Source organism: Arthrobacter sp. StoSoilB20 (assembly GCF_019977295.1).
GTDB lineage: Bacteria > Actinomycetota > Actinomycetes > Actinomycetales > Micrococcaceae > Arthrobacter > Arthrobacter nicotinovorans_A.
The window spans coordinates 2,808,934-2,825,664 of the sequence record NZ_AP024651.1 but is presented as its reverse complement, the minus strand read 5'-3'; the positions used below and the strand labels follow the sequence as shown (position 1 = coordinate 2,825,664).

Here is a 16,731-nt window from a genome sequence, read left to right as displayed (position 1 = left end):
CCGGGCCCCACCTTTCCCGGCCCATGCCCGGCTAGGTCAGGATGATGTTCAGCGCGTGGGGCTTGCGGGCCGTGCCCTCAACCAGTTCCGCAGTCCACACTTCGCCGGCAGCCTTCAGGAGCTGACCTGGAGTTGACGGGGCTTTGCCGCGCCTGGTCAACAGGTGCCGTGCCAACTCACCGCGTGTGTGCTTGGCAAAGTGGCTGACCACGGTGCGCTTGCCGTTTGCCTCATTGAAGACATTGACATTGACGGTCTGCGCCGCCGGGGGAGCCCAGGCCGCGGCGTAGGTGCTGGAACGGCAATCGACCAGGAGTTCCCCTTCGCTGCGCGTGGCGAGTGCAGCGTTCAGTTGCGGCTTCCAAAATGAGGCGAGGCGTCCGACGTCGGGCAGTGCCGTTCCCATGGACAGCCGATAGGCGGGCACGTGGTCGCCAAAGCCGATGGCGCCCCACAGGGCTGAGACCACCAGGATGGATTCGGTGGCCTTGCGCCGCTGCGTGGGAGTCATGCTGTTATAGCCCAAGGCGTCGTAAAGAACACCCGAATAGACCTGGTGCGCCGGCGCTGCCGGTTCCGCGTTGAGCCGGGTATTACGTTCGACGTCGTCCCGCAGCGAGGCTCCGACGCCCAGCAAAGCGAGTGCGTCCTCGTGCGCGCTGACTGTACCCAGGGCCTCAAGGACTTTTGCCCGGTAAGGATTCAGCTCCGGAAAACTGAGGGACTCCCACTCGATGGCGGGACCTTTGGCAGCGGGGGTCTTGCCTTCGGAAGGCGGAAGCAGAATCAGCACCAGCCGATATTACCGCCGGACTTCGGCCGGTCCCAACGCCGGTAGACTGGACGGCGGATGGGTCGACCAGGCGGTCGCGCGTCACGAAAGTGGCTCGAGGAACGTCCGGGCTCCGCAGGGCAGGGTGGTGGGTAACGCCCACTCGGGGTAACCCGCAGGCCAGTGCCACAGAGAACAGACCGCCTGCGCTGCGCGATGTTTTCATCGTGCGGCAGCAGGTAAGGGTGAAACGGTGGTGTAAGAGACCACCAGCTCCCTGGGTGACCGGGGAGGCTAGGTAAACCCCACCCGGAGCAAGGCCAGACAGGACACGTTTGAGGGCTGCCCGCCCGAGTGTCCGGGTAGGCTGCTGGAGGGCGTCGGCAACGGCGTTCGTAGATGGATGGCCGCCACTCCTTTTCCGGTAACGGAAAGGGATGACAGAACCCGGCGTATCGGTCGACCCATCCATTTATGACCGCCACAATAGCGGCGTGTGAGTGATTTCACGCCTCCGGGCGGCCTACGCTCCCGCCTTCAGCCCTAGAATGGTTACTGAACGTAGATGTTCTGCCGCCGGGACTGCGTTCGCAGCCGGCGGATTTTCTTTGCTCTCGTTCAAGGCGCTGTGGGTGGACCGAAGCCCGCCGGCGCATGTGCCGCAGGACTACTCCGGGCGGCCGCTGCCATCTGCATACGAGGACGTATGTGGTTGACCCAAGGAAGGTAGTTCTGTGAGCCAGACGTCAGATTCTTGTCTTGATAAGTGGATGGGCCGGGAGGCCCTCGCCGAGGCCATGATTCCGGTGATCGGCCGGTTGTACCGGGAAAACAACGTGGTCACCAGCATTCACGGCCGCAGCCTGATCAACAAGTCCACCATGAACATCCTTAAGGCGCACCGTTTCGCCCGCCGGATGAGCAACCACGAGCTCCTGCTCGAAGAGACCGCCCCCCTGCTGAACGCCCTGTCGGAGCTGGAACTCGGCGCGGCAGCCATTGATATTGCACGACTGACCGAGAAGTTCCGGGCCGAAGGCAATGGCGCCTCCCTGGATGAGTACCTGCGTGCAGAGCTTGCTGAGATCGTTGGCAAGCGCGGCGCTGACGACCGCACCAGCACCGACGTCGTCCTCTACGGCTTTGGCCGTATCGGCCGCCTCCTGGCCCGCATCCTTATTGAAAAGGCCGGTGGCGGACACGGCCTGCGGCTCCGCGCGATTGTCGTACGCAAGGGTGCGGAGAATGACCTCGTCAAGCGCGCCAGCCTGCTGCGCCGCGACTCCGTCCACGGATCCTTCGAGGGCACCATCCGCGTTGACGAGGAAGCCAACACCATCACCGCCAACGGCGTGCAGGTCCAGGTCATCTACTCGGACAACCCCGCCACGGTTGACTACACGGCCTACGGCATCAAGGACGCCCTGGTGGTGGACAACACGGGCCGCTGGCGTGACGCTGAGGGCCTGTCCCAGCACCTGCAAAGCAAGGGTGCTGCCCGCGTCCTGCTCACCGCACCGGGCAAGGGCGAGCTGAAGAACATTGTCCACGGCATCAACCACCGGGATATCGCGGACGACGACAAGATCGTCACCGCTGCTTCCTGCACCACCAACGCCATCACCCCGGTGCTGAAGGCCATCAACGATAAGTTCGGCATCATCCACGGACACGTCGAAACCGTGCACTCGTTCACCAATGACCAGAACCTGATCGACAACTTCCACAAGGGCGATCGCCGTGGACGTTCCGCTGCGCTGAACATGGTCATCACCGAAACCGGTGCTGCCAAGGCCGTCGCCAAGGCTCTCCCGGAACTTCAGGGCAAGCTGACCGGCAATGCCATCCGCGTTCCCACGCCGGATGTCTCCATGGCCATCCTGAACCTGAACCTTGAAAAGGGCACCACGCGCGATGAGGTCAACGACTTCCTCCGCGAGATGTCCCTGCATTCGGATCTGCGTAAGCAGATCGACTACATCGATTCTCCCGATGTTGTCTCCACGGACTTCGTCGGATCACGCCGCGCCGGCATTGTCGACGGACTCGCCACGATCTCCAACGACAAGAACCTCGTTCTCTACGTTTGGTACGACAACGAGTTCGGGTACTCCTGCCAGGTAGTCCGCGTCATGGAGGAGATGGCAGGCGTCAACCCGCCGTCGTTCCCGGCGCGCGACGTTGTGGCTCCGATCGCGGTTCTCGAAGCGGCCGGCGCCTAGGCACTCCGGAAGTATTCACGGGTTTCCCGGCTGTGTCACTGGCATCGGCCGGGAAACCTGACCAAAATGGGTTCATGGAAAACGAATCGACTCTGGAGCACGAAACCACACTGGAACATGCGCTTGATGTGGCCCGCGCCAATCACAAACAAGCCCAAAAACTCCTGGATCAGGCTGTCGCAGCCAATGCCTCCGGTGACGTCCCGGACCAACGGGTTGAGCAACTGCGCGGACTCCTCGCTGTAGCAACAGAGGATTTGCAGCGCGTGATGCGCGAGCAATAAACCCGGAATTCAGCCCTCACGGTGTGACTTCTCCTACACACTGTGGAACCGGCTCTTTCTGTCGGGGCCTTGTCCTACGCTCGTAGGACCTGCCTGCCCCCACTGGATGGAGTCCCTTGAGTATCACCTGGTCCGCCTACAAGCGCGCCCGCCGCAGATCCCGGCAAGCATGGACAATCCTTGCGCTGTCTGCCGTCACCGTCGTGGGCGGACTCTCCTGGTTCTTCAGCACGGGCCAATTTGACGCCGCAAGTCCGTCGCTGGCGGGACCCAGTGAAGCTCCCGTCTACAACCCCCTCTGGATGAAGCCCGTGCAAGGAGCCGCACCGGTGGCTGCAGGGGACGCCGCTGAGGCCTTGGATCGACTTCCGGTCAAGGGCCGGGCTCCCCAGTCCAACTACGATCGGGCAGCTTTCGGACAGGCCTGGGCCGATGCCGACAGGAATGGATGCGATACCAGGAACGACATCCTGCGGCGTGATCTCTCTGCGGTCGAGTTCACCGAGGGATCTTCCTGCAAGGTGGCCGCCGGCACGTTCCACGAACCCTACACCGGCGCACAGGTTACTTTCCGACGAGGACAGGACACCAGTTCGTCCGTCCAAATAGACCATGTGGTTGCGCTGGCTGACGCCTGGCAAAAAGGTGCACAGCAGCTGACCCTGCAGCAGCGCCGGATATTGGCCAATGATCCTTTGAACCTGATTGCGGCGGACGGGCCGGCGAACGTCAAGAAGGGCGCAGGCGACGCCGCGACCTGGCTGCCGGCGAACAAGAACTTCCGCTGCCACTATGTAGCCCGGCAAATTTCCGTGAAGACCGCTTATAAGCTCTGGGTGACCCAGGCTGAGAAGGACGCCATGAAAGGCGTTCTCTCCTCCTGCCCGGGTCAACAGACGATCTACAGCTCGAGGTGACCGTGCCCCAACTGCCAGGTGCCGCCGTCGTCGATTCTTTCAAGGACCACCCGCTGAAGTGAGGTGTCCCTGGGGAGCTTGTCCAAGTCCTGGATTCCGCGCTGCCGGAAGGTGAAATAGACGGCGTCGGTGGGGGCATCAGAGCACCGGTCCACCGTGAAGCGCCGCGCGAAGGAGGCAATGTTGCTGCCCGGGAGTCGCTCGGCAAGGTAAGGATCCAGCATCCAGGAATCACACGTTGCTGCTGATGCAGGTTTATCAGGGAAGTACCTGGGGAAGAATAATTTTGCCTCGGCAAGGCTTGCATCCACCAGTGCGGGGGAGAGTCCGCCGTCCTCGGGGATGTGCACGCCGAGCACCCAGCCTTGATCCGCCGTAGGCGCGCCCGAGTGGTTTGGTTCCTCCGAACTGCGGACCAAATGGAACTGCAGCCGTCCAAGCCTGAACAGATTCCCGGCCATGTGCAGAGTCAGCCAGGCCCACGTGTCGAGGCCGAAATGGCCGTGGACGCGGCGGTTAATCCGCAGTTGCAGTCCTACGTCGGCCAATGACGCTGCCGATACCTCCGGACTGATACCCAGGCCCAGATGATAAGCGTGGACAGTGGGGGAGAAGCGGAGCAGGGCTTCGATCCAAACTGTCTCACTGGCGTTATCGGCCTTGATGCTGTCCAGCGGGAAGGTGCCAAGCCGTTCTTCCATGGCGGCCACGGCGAACAGCACCGCTTCACTGGGCTGGGTTGCCAACAGGGCAGTGCATTCTTCGGCGTCTTCGCCGGTAATGTCCAGGAGTTCGAACAGCTCAGCGTGCGTTGTTGAAGCCATGGCTTAGTGTCCGAAGGGGTCGGGATCGACGCCAGGCATCCAGGTCAATCCCGGAACGCCCCAGCCGTGCTTCTTCGCTTGCTTGAGGGCCTTCTTTGAGTACCTGTCCACCAGCCGGTTGACGTACAGCTTGCCGTCCAGATGGTCGTACTCGTGCTGCAGGATCCTGGCGAACCAGCCGGTCGCTTCAAAGTCCACCGGGTTGCCATCACCATCGAAGCCCTGGACGCGCGTCCACTCAGCCCGCTGCAGGGGGTAGTACTCACCCGGGAAGGACAAGCAACCCTCCACGTGCTCATCAGGATCGGGAAGAGCCCCAGAAACCTTGGAGAGGGTAAGAACGGGGTTGACCACCACGCCCTGTTCGGGAACGTCGTCATCATTGGCGTACTTGTAGACGAACAGTCGCTTGCCTACGCCAATCTGAGGGGCTGCGAGACCCACGCCGTTGGCGGCGTCGTTGGTTTCGAACATGTCCGCGATGAGCGCGCGGAGTTCGTCGTCGAAAACCTCCACTTCGCTGGCCCGGCGATGCAATACGGGTTCGCCCCAAATGGTGACTGGCAGGACGGTCATGTCAGGTCTTCCTTATCGATCACTGAGGTTCAGGGCGGTACAGGTGCGCCTGAAGTTAAAAGCAAAGGCCGCACCGGATAACCGGTGCGGCCTTTGTGGAAACCGGCTCTGCAGCCAATCTCGGTGGGGTGAGCTACGGGGGTTGAACCCGCGACCTCCTGGACCACAACCAGGCGCTCTGCCAACTGAGCTAAGCCCACCATGTGCCTTTTGGGGCTGAACCGTTTGACCGGCTTTCCTTCAAGGCAACGACAAATAGCTTACCTGCTGTTTTGGGGTGCAAAGTCCACTTTTGCCGGTTTTGGCGAAAAAACCTTGAAAAATGGTGCAGATCACACTGATTCGGTGGATCCCAAGGTCTCTGCGGTGGCTACGACGTCCTTGGAGATGCGCTGTGCCGTAGCAGTGTCCGGTCCGGGAGCGGGCACGAAGACGGCTTGCCGGTAGTAGCGGAGTTCGTCAATGGAGTCCTTGATGTCGCCAAGTGCCCGGTGTCCGCCGTGCTTGGCAGGTGACTGGAAGTAGGCGCGCGGGAACCACCGCCGCGACAACTCCTTGATGGTGCTGACATCGATGACGCGGTAGTGGAGGTGTTCGACGATGTTTGGCATGTCCCTGGCCAGGAACATCCGGTCCGTTCCCACGGAGTTTCCGCCCAAGGGCGCCTTGCGGGGATCGGGAACCCACTTCTCGATGTACTCAAGAACCTCGGCTTCAGCCTCGGCCATGGTCTTCCCGTAGGGAAGTTCATCAAGAAGTTTGGAGCGGGTATGCATGTCCCGTACAAAATCATTCATTTGTTCCAGGGCGGCATCGTCGGGCTTGATAACGACGTCGACACCGTCGCCCAGGATATTGAGCTCGGAATCGGTCACCAGCGCCGCAACTTCGATCAGGGCGTCGTTCTTCAGGTCCAGGCCGGTCATTTCGCAGTCGATCCAGACGATGCGTTCATTAGTAATAGGCACGCGCCCAGCCTATCCTTCAGGCGCTTCGGAATGCTCTGATGGTACGATTTTTGAGCGCGGCAGTGTCTTTTTCTTCCTGTCGCTGAAAGCCCCAAAGACGCTGAATTTCTCCCGGATATACCGGGTGAACGATTGGATGACGACCACATGACGGTGCCAGTACCCGCCGCCCAGAAGGCAGGGACAGCAGCGCCGACGGCGAATGCTGCTGCCGAGGTTGATAATGCCCGGTCGCCACTGATCGCCGGTTTCATCGGCTCCATGTTCATGGTTTTCGGGTCCCTGGGTGTGGGCTGGTTAGCTCCGGTTTCAGAACTCCGGCGGTTGCCGCTCTTCATCTGGATGCGTACTGAAGGCGTGGGCGTCGCCCTCTCAATTGTCCTGCTGGCTGTGGGTGGAATGCTGCTCGTCCGGGCTTGGCTTCGACTCGGCCAGCGCGTCCGGGTGTGGGGACTGGAAGCCAGGAAAGCAACGCTCCAGGCCGTGGCTGCGTGGGGTTTGCCCATGATGTTCACAGTTCCCCTCTTCAGCAGGGATGTGTACGCGTACATCGGCCAAGGCCGCCTGATGGTCGAAGGCATCAATCCCTACGAGAATGGGATTTCCGCGCTGCCCAACTACTTCCAATTGGGCGCGGACAAGATGTGGACAGAAGCGCCTGTGCCCTACGGGCAGTTGTTCCTGTGGATCGAGCAGTTCGTGGTCTGGGTGACCAATGTCCAACCCGAAGCAAGCATCATGCTCTTCCGGCTGGTTGCCCTGGTGGGCATCGTTCTCTGCATCATTTATGTGCCCAAGCTTGCGGAGCTCCATGGAGTAAACCCGCACAGGGCGCTGTGGTTGACGGCCGCAAACCCGCTCTTCCTGACCAACTTCATAGCCAGCGTCCACAATGACGCGCTCATGATCGGCCTGGCTCTCGCGGGCCTGTACTACTGCGCAACACGCCGTGTGATCCTGGGGTTGGTGCTGGTGACCCTCTCCATCTCCGTGAAGCCGATTACGGTGGTGTTCCTTCCGTTCATTGGGCTCTTGTGGGCAGGCAAGGGGGCATCCTGGCCACGTAAGTTCCTTTTCTGGTTCTTGACTGCCGGGCTGAGCTTCGGACTGTTGTATGCCATGAGCATGGTCAATGGATTCGGATTCGGTTGGATCAACGGCCTGTCAGCCCCCGGCAGTGTCTGGATCTGGTACGCCCCCATCGGCCTGATCGGACTGGTGGTGGCTTCGATCTTCAACGTCTTCGGGCTGGACGGCTGGGGCATGGCCAAATGGGTCTACGATGCCGGCAAGATCTTGATGGTGGGCGCTATCGCCTGGCAGGTCTTCCGTGGTGACTACGACCGCCTCATGCGCCGGCTCACTTTGGCATTTGCCGCCATTGTGATTCTGGCGCCGATGATCCAGTCCTGGTACGTGGTGTGGTTGATTCCGCTGTTCGCAGTTACCGGTATCCGCAATGACTGGCAGGTCAAAGCCGTCTACTTCGTGGTGTCGTTCTTTATGGTCTACGCCATTTCGGACCAGTTGGATGTCTTCCCGTACCTCCAGAGTGAAGACCTCGGCCTCGCCCTGACGTTGGCCCGGAACGCGGCCGCCATCATTGCCTTGCTCTTCGCCGTGTACTTGATCTTCGTTGACCCGAAAACCAAGAGCTTGTTCCGCAAGCAGGATGAACCAGGCCTCCGTCCCATCATCTGAGCCGGGTTGACGTTGCTGCGCGGAATCAGCGGGACGACAGAAGCCGGGTACCCTCGCGTAGGGACAATGGGCTCAGCGATGTTGAGTTGTCCGCAGCGAACGCCCGTACCCATTCAGGATCTGACTTGCTGTATTCGCGCAGCGCCCAACCGATGGCTTTGCGGATGAAGAATTCCTTGTCGTCCATGTTGTGGTTGATAACTGCGGCCAGCAGGGCGTGATCGGTCCTGGTCTTTGCCCCCAACTGGGCAGTTATTGCGGCACGGCGGATCCACATATCCCGATCCCTGGCCCAGCCGAGGAGCAGGGGCGTCATGATTGGCCTATGGGCAAGCAACAGCGCGCAGATCCGGTGCGCCACTCCATCGACGAGGTCCCACCAGGCTCCCGTCCGGATGATTTCCTCGTAGACCGGCAGCATCTCCAGGTCCTCTTTCACCAGCCTCAGGCCCGTCAAGTCAATGGCTGCATACCGTTCCTCCCGTGCCTTCGCTTCGCGCCACAGCTGCAGGACTGCACCCCGCAGTTCTGGTGGGGTTGAGGGAGGAAATTCCTTTACTGCGGCTTTGACGCCGCTTCGCACCTCCGGGACCCTGACACCGAGCGAGGGCATCTCCGACTTCATGTAGGCCTGGGCGCCAACGGCCCGTTCAGCGTCGCCCGCGTCGCGGAGCGAGGAGCGGATTGATTCCACCAGTTCCTTGGTCATGCGTCAACTGTAGGACCGGTGGGGCATCGTTCGTCTTCCGGACAACGCTTGGGCACCGCCAAGGCCTTGCCGTGTGGCCGTAAAGTGGGCAGGGTGGAGCAGTCGGCCGCGCAAACCCCCTGAAGGATGCCCAGCAACGGAGGACCTTGGATGTCAATGCTGAAGACGCCCGAGCAGATAGAGCTGATGCGCGAGGCCGGCCGCGTGGTGGCCAACGCGCTGTCAGCGGTCAAGGAGCACGCTGCAGTGGGCGTCTCCCTCAAGGAACTCGACGACGTCGCGGCGGCAGTGATGTCCGACGCCGGGGCCAGGCCGGCATTCCTCGACTATCACCCCCGGTGGGCTGCCGTCCCATTCCCCGGCGTGATCTGTGCCAGTGTCAATGACGCCGTAGTCCACGGGATCCCGAACGGCTACGTGCTTGAAGACGGCGATCTCCTGAGTGTTGACTGCGGCGCCTTTCTCGACGGGTGGTGCGGAGACGCAGCCGTCAGCTTCATAGTGGGGGAGGGTAATCCCTTGGATCAGCAGCTCATTGATGCAACCGAAGCCGCCCTTGCAAGGGGTGTGGAAGCCGCCCGTGTGGGCAACAAAATGGGTGACCTCGCCTACGCCATTGGTGGTGAAGCCAAACGGGCAGGGTACGGGCTGCTGGCCGATCACGGCGGACACGGTATCGGCCGGACCATGCACGCAGAACCACCGGTGCCCAACATCGGAAGGCCGGGGCGGGGCATGAAGCTCGAGGACGGGCTGGTTATTGCCATCGAGCCCATGCTGATTCTTGGTGGAAAGGACGATTACTACCACGATGAAGACGAGTGGACCCTGCGATCGGCGAACGGACAGAGGGCGGCCCACAGCGAGCATACGGTTGCCATCACCGCTGACGGCCCATTGATCCTGACACTGCCGTAAATCGGATACACCACTGTGGCGATTTCACGGTGCAGCCATGCAACAACTGACCGCCCTGACAGCGGCCCGGATGCGTGTCCCCGGCAAAGGGCGAACCACCGGCCCCAGCACCGGATAGTTCGCCCTTGCTCCGGAACAGCTCGTTCAAACGCCTGCGCCCACCAGCTCTCCTGTCGTGGTGTTCACCATCAAAGGGCCTGTTCCCTCGGGATCGTCCATCCCGGCCGGCACTGACTCGTCCTCCGGGGGAGCTTGTTCAGCCTCCTCTGCCTCCCACTCGCTGCTGCTCCCGGCGCTGACCGATGCCGGGTCGGCCAAGGCCTGCTCCGATGGCGAAATGCCGGCCGCAGCGGAGTCTGCAGTGGTGGAGTCCGCTGGGGCCGAGGTGCCGCTCATGCGGGTGAAGTTGGCAGAGCCCCACATGAGGTCGTGCCCCACGGACTCGGCATCGATCTCCGCCACATGATAGACGCGGCCTTCATGTTCCCATTGCCTCAACCGCAGCCTTCCTGCGACCAAAACGCGCTGTCCCTTTTTGATGCTGCACCCCACATGCCCGGCGAGGAACCGGAACGATTGCACGGTGTACCAATTGGTGTTGCCATCAACCCAAGTGTTGTTCGCCCGGTCATATCGTCGTTCGGTGGTTCCCAAACGGAAGGATGCTGTTGCCGTGCCCCGGGTAGTAGTGGAACTCTTAACCTCCGAGGCCACGAAACCCCGAACGGTGATCATGTCATTCATTGATGGTCCTTCTGGATGTAGGAAGTGCCTGTCCGGCTCCTTCAGCTTCGTCCAGCAAGGTCGTCCAAAGCAGTGCCCCGTTCGCCTATGTGCATAACCCGGGCGAAGATGCCCCTGTGGAGGGCGGGACGACAACGGTGCGGACGTGGCTGGCCATACCGCGATCGCACTGTAAACTCTTTGTGGCGCCCGCCGCCCATAGCGGTGGGATGCCAGTGCGCCCCAGTAGCTCAGGGGATAGAGCAGCGGCCTTCTAATCCGCCGGTCGGGGGTTCGATTCCCTCCTGGGGCACCACCGCATCCCCCTGGACACGATTCCAGGGGGATGCTCTCTTTATTGCTTCGCCTCAAGGAACTCCTTGAGGTTCCCCAATACCAGCGTCCATGTCTTGGTGGACTGTGCAACTTCTTCGGCGCTGGAATTGTTGCCCTGCGTGATGGTCACGGTTGTTCGGCCATCGGCGCCGGCAACGTCATATTCCACGGTGTGATGGTTCGCGGGAACGTCAGGAAGCCCCGAAGCGGGACTGTAGTGCGTGGTCTTCAGCAGCTTAGGGGGATCGAAGGCAAGGACTATGCCTTTGTCCTCATACGCGGTGCCGTTGTACTCGCCCGAGTACGTAATCGGCTCTCCCACCCGCCAGGATGTTGTCACGTTGGTTCCCAGGAAGTACTCCCTGATGAGGGAGGGGTCGGTAAGTGCCTCCCAGACTTTTTCAGGCACGGCGTCGATGGTGGTTGATGCAACGGCATCAGGGGTTTGCTCACTCATGGTGGTGTTCTCCATTCCGCAATCGGGACAACTAAATCCTCTTCATCTGAACGCTACGCCGGTCATCGCGCCACGTGAATGGCACAATGGCTAAGTGATAAGCAGGGGAACGATGCCGTCGGACGGCAAGTCAGCAAGGGCCGGAAGAATCCGCGGATCGGCGTTGTCGCTGGTAGTGGCCGCAATGGTGGCGATGACCGGCTGCTCGGCAACTCCGGCGTCCCCGGCACGGGCGGGAACAAATCCGGCGCCTTCCGCTTCCCTGCAGGGCACAGCGCCCGTCGACCCGGCCGTTGCCGCAACGACGACAACAATGGAAACCACGCTGAAAAGCCTCGTGGCCGCCAACCCCAAACCGGACCAGGAAGCTCTGCGTGCGGCGTTGGTCTCCGCAGGGATCCCGAAGGCCAATGTAGAAGTCTCGGTCAGCCGTACGCCCACCGGCCTGGACGTGGATGCGATGGAGGCTGCGGCCTTAGCAGGCAAGAGCTGCGTCATGGGGCAGATCCGTGACGGCGGAGTCGTGGTGTCGGTCCTGCCCGTCTTGGCTACCGGCAAATGCTTCGTGGGAGACGCCCGCTAGCGACGCCGCGGGGCACGAATGTGAGTTAAGCAGGCCTAGCCATTAGATTTAAGGGCATGGCGGAATTCATTTACACGATGACCAAGGCTCGCAAAGCCGTTGGCGACAAACTTATTCTGGACGATGTCAGCATGTCGTTCTACCCTGGCGCGAAGATTGGCGTCGTCGGACCGAACGGTGCTGGCAAGTCCACCATCCTGAAGATCATGGCCGGACTGGACACCCCGTCAAACGGCGAGGCCCGCCTGAGCCCCGGCTACACCGTGGGTATCCTCCTGCAGGAGCCGCCGCTAAACGAGGAAAAGACTGTCCTGGGCAACGTCCAGGAAGGTGTAGGCGAGATCTACGGCAAGATCCAGCGTTTCAATGAGATCTCCGAGGAAATGGCCAACCCGGACGCGGATTACGAGACGCTCCTGGATGAAATGGGCAAGCTTCAGGAAGCCATTGACGCCGCTGACGCCTGGGACATTGACTCCCAGCTCGAACAGGCCATGGACGCTTTGCGTTGCCCTCCGGCCGATGCCGATGTCACTGTCCTGTCCGGTGGTGAGCGCCGCCGCGTTGCTCTGTGCAAGCTCCTGCTCCAGAAGCCTGACCTGTTGCTCCTCGATGAGCCCACCAACCACTTGGACGCCGAGAGCGTGCTGTGGCTGGAACAGCACCTTTCCCAGTACCCCGGTGCTGTCCTCGCCGTGACCCACGATCGCTACTTCCTTGATCACGTAGCGGAGTGGATCGCTGAAGTTGACCGCGGCCACCTGTACCCGTATGAGGGCAACTACTCCACGTACCTGGAGAAGAAGAAGGCCCGCCTCGAGGTCCAGGGCAAGAAGGACGCCAAACTGTCCAAGCGCCTGACCGAGGAACTTGAGTGGGTGCGCTCCAACGCCAAGGGCCGCCAGACCAAGTCCAAGGCCCGTCTGGCCCGCTACGAGGAAATGGCTGCCGAAGCCGAGCGCACGCGCAAGCTGGACTTCGAAGAGATCCAGATTCCGCCGGGACCGCGCTTGGGTTCCTTGGTGATCGAAGCCAAGAACCTGAAGAAGGGCTTTGATGATCGCGTCCTGATCGAGGACCTGTCGTTCTCCCTGCCCCGCAACGGCATCGTGGGCGTTATTGGCCCCAACGGTGTTGGTAAGTCCACGCTCTTCAAGACCATCGTCGGCATGGAGCCGTTGGACGACGGCGAGCTCAAGATCGGCGAGTCCGTGAAGATCTCCTACGTGGACCAGTCCCGTGGCGGCATCGATCCCAACAAGTCCCTCTGGGAAGTTGTTTCGGAAGGCCTGGATTACATCCAGGTAGGCCAGGTGGAAATGCCCTCGCGCGCCTACGTTTCGGCCTTTGGTTTCAAGGGACCGGACCAGCAGAAGAAGGCCGGTGTCCTTTCCGGTGGTGAGCGTAACCGCTTGAACCTGGCGCTGACCCTCAAGCAGGGTGGCAACCTGCTGCTGCTTGACGAACCTACCAACGACCTCGACGTCGAGACCCTGAGCAGCCTTGAGAACGCCCTTCTCGAATTCCCGGGCTGCGCTGTAGTGGTATCGCACGACCGTTGGTTCCTGGACAGGGTAGCTACCCACATCCTGGCCTACGAAGGCGACGAGGAGAACCCGTCCAGGTGGTACTGGTTCGAGGGTAACTTCGACTCTTATGAGGAAAACAAAGTGGAGCGACTCGGCCCCGATGCCGCCAAGCCGCACCGCGTCACGCACCGCCGCCTGACCCGCGACTAGAAACCCGTCGCGAAGGCACATAACTAGAAAGGCCGGCCCCTCGGGGGCCGGCCTTTCCGGTTTAACGCCTCGGCGTGAACTCCCGGCAGATCGCCGGGGCCTCGAAAGCCTAGGGGATGCGGACCATGCCTTCCTGGGCGACGGTGGCAACATGCAGGCCGTCGCGGTTGAAGATGCGACCCGTGGCCAGCCCGCGCGCACCTTGGGCGCTGGGTGACTCTTGGACGTAGAGCATCCATTCGTCCACCCGCACGGGTCGGTGCCACCACATGGCGTGGTCGAGGCTGGCGACGCTCATTCCGGGCGTCATCCATGCAAGGCCGTGGGCGCGGAGGATGGGCTCGAGCAGCGTGTAGTCGCTGGCGTAGGCCAATGCTGCCCGGTGAAGGTTGGGGTCATCGGGCAGGGGACCCATGGTTTTCATCCACACGGCGTTGCGGGCTACGTGCTCGGTGGGAGCGGACACGTACAGTGCCGGATCGATGTGACGGACGTCGAAGGGGCGCTCGGATGACATATGCCGCGCCATGGGGTGGTCGAAGTGCGAGAGCAGTTCCGCGGTGCTGGGCAGTGATTCAGGGTCCGGGATGCCCTCGGGCATGGTGGCTTGATGGTCCAGTCCGGTGTCTTCAACCTGGAAGGAGGCGATCATGGACAGGATGGGCACGCCGTCCTGGTAGGCGTGAACGCGCCGGGCAGAGAAGGAACGCCCGTCCCGCAGCCGTTCCACTCCGAAGGTGATCGGTTTGTTGGCATCACCGGGACGCAGGAAGTAGCCGTGCATGGAGTGCGCCACCCTGTCCGGTTCCACGGTGCGCATGCCGGCCATCATCGACTGCGCCAAAACCTGGCCGCCAAAAACCCGGTGCCGGGGCTGCTTCTGGGATGGGCCAAGGAAGATATCCTCATTGGTCCGGGCACCGTCAAAATCACCAAGGTCCAGCAGGCCGATCAGCACATCCATGGGGTCTTCTGCGGGTGCTTGAACTTCAAGGCCAGCGTTCGTCTCAGTCATGGTTCGACTTTAGACGCCGCCCCGACCCCTCTCAACCGGGGACATGCCGGTAGAGTCGATGATGTGACAGACGTCTTGACCCAGTCCTTCCGCTTCGCCGATCCCCGCGACCTCGCTGACTTGAAAACCTTCGTGACGCGCGCCAAGAGCATCGACGACGGAGCCATCCGCCTCCAGGCCGCGGGCAGTGTTCTGGCCGCCTACGTGTGCGTCCTTCGCCCTCGCATCCTGGGTGAGTCCACCCCGACGATCCTCGGCCTGCGGACCATGGCCCTGGCTGAGGATGCCCACGCCGATGTCACGGTGACGCTGTCTTCGGTCATGGACCGGTTGGCGCGCTCAAGTGCCGATGACGTCGAACTCCCCATCCCGCCGTCGACCGTTTCGGAGTCCTGGGCCGGCGTTGGCGCGCCCCGCTCAGGTTGGGAAGCGCAAGGATCAATGCTCGACGCCGACCTCAAGTCAGCGGCTGAGGCGGGCATTGCCGAGGTGGCCGGCGTTATTCCGGCTTTGGCAGGTGCCGCAGTGGTCAACAGTGCCAGGGCAGCGGTGTGGGGCCGCGAGCTTCCCGGAGGTGGAGGCCTCCCTGCAGGTGCAGCCTTCGCAGCTTTCGGCCTCGGATTTTTGGGCGACGCACAGCAGAAGGTCTTCCGGAACGGCCGCTGGTTCCGCCTGAGCGGCCCCCGCGGCCATGTGCTGGTCCGCACCGGTGCGGGCCTGGGAATCGGCTTCTAGGACTCAGGCGCCGGACGAAGGACTGTTGACCATGGTCAGGGCAGCCCGTTCCATGTAGTCCCACAAAGTGCCCTCATGCAGCGGGGAGAGCTCCAGTGAGTCCACCGCCGTCCGCATGTGGAACAGCCAGCGGTCCTTGGCTTCAGGGGTTACCTGGAAGGGCATGTGGCGCATGCGCAACCTCGGGTGGCCCCGTTCTTCGCCGTAGGTGGTGGGACCGCCCCAATACTGCTCCAGGAACATCAGGAAACGGCGTTTGGCCGGGCCCAGGTCTTCCTCGGGATACATGGGCCGCAGCAGGGGATCCGTGGCAACTCCGTCGTAGAAGACGTCGATCAGCTTCACGAAGGTCTCGTGACCGCCCACTGCAGCGTAGAAGCTGTCCGTGTAAGCAGGCTGGCTGAAGGGATCGTTCTGCATCAGCTGGCGACGAGGACCTGCATGCGGCGCCGGGGCTTGCCCGTCCGGGGTATTACTCATTGGACTTCTCCTCGGCTTTGGCGACGCGCGGCGCGCCTGCTGTGACAGGGGCGGCTGATGCGCCGGGTTGATCGGTGGCGTCCGGAGTATCCAGCGGTACGTAGTCCCCTTGGGAGCGGTTGCCCACGCGGAGGATTTCGCCGTTGCGCAGGTACCAGATGGCTCCGTCTTCGGCACGGACCCGGGTGATGCGCAGGCCCACCGACTCAACGGTACCAACCACTTCGCTGGTGACGATGACATCGCCGATTCCGTACTGGTCTTCGATAGTGATGAAGATTCCCGCGAGGAAATCGCGGATCAATTGCTGGGCGCCGAAGCCGATGGCGACACCCAGGATGCCAACGCTGGTGAGCAGTGGTGCCACGTCCACGTTCATGTATTTGAGGACATAGATGATGACGATGACCACCACCACGACGCTCACAAGGCTCGTCAACAGTGTGCCGATGGTTTCAGCGCGTTGGGAGCGCCGCTCATGGTCAAGGGCCCGGATGGCCGGTTGCACCCATTTGAAATGCGGTTTCTTGAAGAAGGAACTTCCGGCCGATACCCGCCGGGTGATGCGTAGAATAACGAACCGCGCAACGATCCAGACGCCCAGGCCAACGCCCAAGGTGATGAGGATGGAAACGAGATCGATCTTTTCGGGTTCCAAAGTGACAATTTCTGCCAGGGGGATGGAGGTCAAGGGTGAATTTCTCCTTGTCGTCGGCCCGTGTTCGCCGGGCGCGGAACACTCTGTCCACCTACAACCCTAGCGCCGTAGCGT

General features: G+C 61.8%; 19 protein-coding genes, 2 tRNA genes and 1 other RNA gene. 10 read left to right on the top strand and 12 right to left on the bottom strand.

The window, feature by feature from the left end; genetic code table 11:
• Positions 1-31 precede the first annotated feature (31 nt).
• On the bottom strand, positions 32-793 hold the full coding sequence (locus LDN85_RS12760; protein WP_223943240.1) for a peroxide stress protein YaaA: 762 nt from the start codon (positions 791-793) through the stop codon (positions 32-34).
• A gap of 58 nt (positions 794-851) precedes the next feature.
• On the opposite strand from LDN85_RS12760, the gene rnpB reads away from it, so the two are divergent.
• The 4 genes from rnpB to LDN85_RS12740 all read left to right on the top strand — a co-directional run bounded on the left by rnpB (position 852) and on the right by LDN85_RS12740 (position 4,195).
• An RNA gene (gene rnpB, locus LDN85_RS12755) (RNase P RNA component class A) lies at positions 852-1,243 on the top strand.
• 299 nt (positions 1,244-1,542) lie between these two features.
• Positions 1,543-2,994, top strand: a complete 1,452-nt coding sequence (locus tag LDN85_RS12750) for a glyceraldehyde-3-phosphate dehydrogenase (RefSeq protein WP_263422097.1) — start codon at positions 1,543-1,545, stop codon at positions 2,992-2,994.
• A 74-nt stretch (positions 2,995-3,068) separates the two neighbouring features.
• Positions 3,069-3,278: a hypothetical protein gene (locus tag LDN85_RS12745; RefSeq protein WP_026542367.1), complete on the top strand. Its 210-nt coding sequence runs from the start codon at positions 3,069-3,071 to the stop codon at positions 3,276-3,278.
• 116 nt (positions 3,279-3,394) lie between these two features.
• Positions 3,395-4,195 carry an HNH endonuclease family protein gene (locus LDN85_RS12740; protein WP_026548225.1) on the top strand — a complete coding sequence of 267 codons (801 nt, stop codon included), beginning with the start codon at positions 3,395-3,397 and terminating at the stop codon, positions 4,193-4,195.
• On the opposite strand, the gene LDN85_RS12735 is transcribed toward LDN85_RS12740, so the two are convergent.
• From LDN85_RS12735 to orn, 4 genes are all read right to left on the bottom strand, one after another.
• Entirely contained in the window at positions 4,180-5,019 is an 840-nt protein-coding gene (locus LDN85_RS12735; protein ID WP_223943238.1) for an acyltransferase domain-containing protein, read from the bottom strand. The genes LDN85_RS12740 and LDN85_RS12735 overlap by 16 nt on opposite strands.
• A 3-nt stretch (positions 5,020-5,022) precedes the next feature.
• Positions 5,023-5,595, bottom strand: coding sequence for a peptide deformylase (def, locus tag LDN85_RS12730; protein WP_223943237.1), 573 nt, complete (start codon positions 5,593-5,595; stop codon positions 5,023-5,025).
• 124 nt (positions 5,596-5,719) lie between these two features.
• Positions 5,720-5,795, bottom strand: a tRNA-His gene (locus LDN85_RS12725).
• Between the two features lie 132 nt (positions 5,796-5,927).
• A complete protein-coding gene (gene orn, locus LDN85_RS12720; RefSeq protein ID WP_026542371.1) occupies positions 5,928-6,521 on the bottom strand; it encodes an oligoribonuclease in 594 nt (197 codons plus the stop codon).
• A gap of 189 nt (positions 6,522-6,710) precedes the next feature.
• On the opposite strand from orn, the gene mptB reads away from it, so the two are divergent.
• Positions 6,711-8,264, top strand: coding sequence for a polyprenol phosphomannose-dependent alpha 1,6 mannosyltransferase MptB (mptB, locus tag LDN85_RS12715; RefSeq protein ID WP_026542372.1), 1,554 nt, complete (start codon positions 6,711-6,713; stop codon positions 8,262-8,264).
• 25 nt (positions 8,265-8,289) lie between these two features.
• On the opposite strand, the gene LDN85_RS12710 is transcribed toward mptB, so the two are convergent.
• Positions 8,290-8,973, bottom strand: a complete 684-nt coding sequence (locus LDN85_RS12710) for a DNA alkylation repair protein (protein ID WP_223943236.1) — start codon at positions 8,971-8,973, stop codon at positions 8,290-8,292.
• A gap of 150 nt (positions 8,974-9,123) precedes the next feature.
• On the opposite strand from LDN85_RS12710, the gene map reads away from it, so the two are divergent.
• Positions 9,124-9,891: a type I methionyl aminopeptidase gene (gene map / locus LDN85_RS12705; RefSeq protein WP_223943235.1), complete on the top strand. Its 768-nt coding sequence runs from the start codon at positions 9,124-9,126 to the stop codon at positions 9,889-9,891.
• A gap of 144 nt (positions 9,892-10,035) precedes the next feature.
• On the opposite strand, the gene LDN85_RS12700 is transcribed toward map, so the two are convergent.
• Entirely contained in the window at positions 10,036-10,635 is a 600-nt protein-coding gene (locus LDN85_RS12700) for a single-stranded DNA-binding protein (RefSeq protein ID WP_223943234.1), read from the bottom strand.
• Positions 10,636-10,854: 219 nt separating this feature from the next.
• On the opposite strand from LDN85_RS12700, the gene LDN85_RS12695 reads away from it, so the two are divergent.
• Positions 10,855-10,930, top strand: a tRNA-Arg gene (locus LDN85_RS12695).
• Positions 10,931-10,969: 39 nt separating this feature from the next.
• Here the strand turns inward: LDN85_RS12695 and LDN85_RS12690 are convergent.
• Together LDN85_RS12690 and LDN85_RS12685 are read right to left on the bottom strand one after the other, a co-directional pair.
• A complete protein-coding gene (locus tag LDN85_RS12690; RefSeq protein ID WP_223943233.1) occupies positions 10,970-11,407 on the bottom strand; it encodes an SRPBCC domain-containing protein in 438 nt (145 codons plus the stop codon).
• A 90-nt stretch (positions 11,408-11,497) separates the two neighbouring features.
• Complete coding sequence (locus tag LDN85_RS12685; protein WP_223943232.1) at positions 11,498-11,731, bottom strand: hypothetical protein; 234 nt, start codon at positions 11,729-11,731, stop codon at positions 11,498-11,500.
• Here LDN85_RS12685 and LDN85_RS12680 point away from each other — a divergent pair.
• A complete protein-coding gene (locus LDN85_RS12680; protein ID WP_043433339.1) occupies positions 11,721-11,990 on the top strand; it encodes a hypothetical protein in 270 nt (89 codons plus the stop codon). The two genes, LDN85_RS12685 and LDN85_RS12680, sit on opposite strands and share 11 nt — an antisense overlap.
• A gap of 56 nt (positions 11,991-12,046) precedes the next feature.
• Entirely contained in the window at positions 12,047-13,729 is a 1,683-nt protein-coding gene (gene ettA, locus LDN85_RS12675; protein WP_026542378.1) for an energy-dependent translational throttle protein EttA, read from the top strand.
• A 109-nt stretch (positions 13,730-13,838) separates the two neighbouring features.
• On the opposite strand, the gene LDN85_RS12670 is transcribed toward ettA, so the two are convergent.
• On the bottom strand, positions 13,839-14,744 hold the full coding sequence (locus LDN85_RS12670; protein ID WP_026542379.1) for an acyl-CoA thioesterase II: 906 nt from the start codon (positions 14,742-14,744) through the stop codon (positions 13,839-13,841).
• Positions 14,745-14,807: 63 nt separating this feature from the next.
• On the opposite strand from LDN85_RS12670, the gene LDN85_RS12665 reads away from it, so the two are divergent.
• On the top strand, positions 14,808-15,479 hold the full coding sequence (locus tag LDN85_RS12665; RefSeq protein WP_223943231.1) for a hypothetical protein: 672 nt from the start codon (positions 14,808-14,810) through the stop codon (positions 15,477-15,479).
• Positions 15,480-15,482: 3 nt separating this feature from the next.
• On the opposite strand, the gene LDN85_RS12660 is transcribed toward LDN85_RS12665, so the two are convergent.
• The gene (locus LDN85_RS12660; RefSeq protein WP_026548215.1) at positions 15,483-15,959 is read right to left on the bottom strand and encodes a globin; all 477 of its coding nucleotides are present in this window, start codon (positions 15,957-15,959) and stop codon (positions 15,483-15,485) included.
• The gene (locus LDN85_RS12655; protein ID WP_026542382.1) at positions 15,952-16,650 is read right to left on the bottom strand and encodes a mechanosensitive ion channel domain-containing protein; all 699 of its coding nucleotides are present in this window, start codon (positions 16,648-16,650) and stop codon (positions 15,952-15,954) included. Before LDN85_RS12655 ends, LDN85_RS12660 begins: the two co-directional genes overlap by 8 nt.
• Positions 16,651-16,731 lie beyond the last annotated feature (81 nt).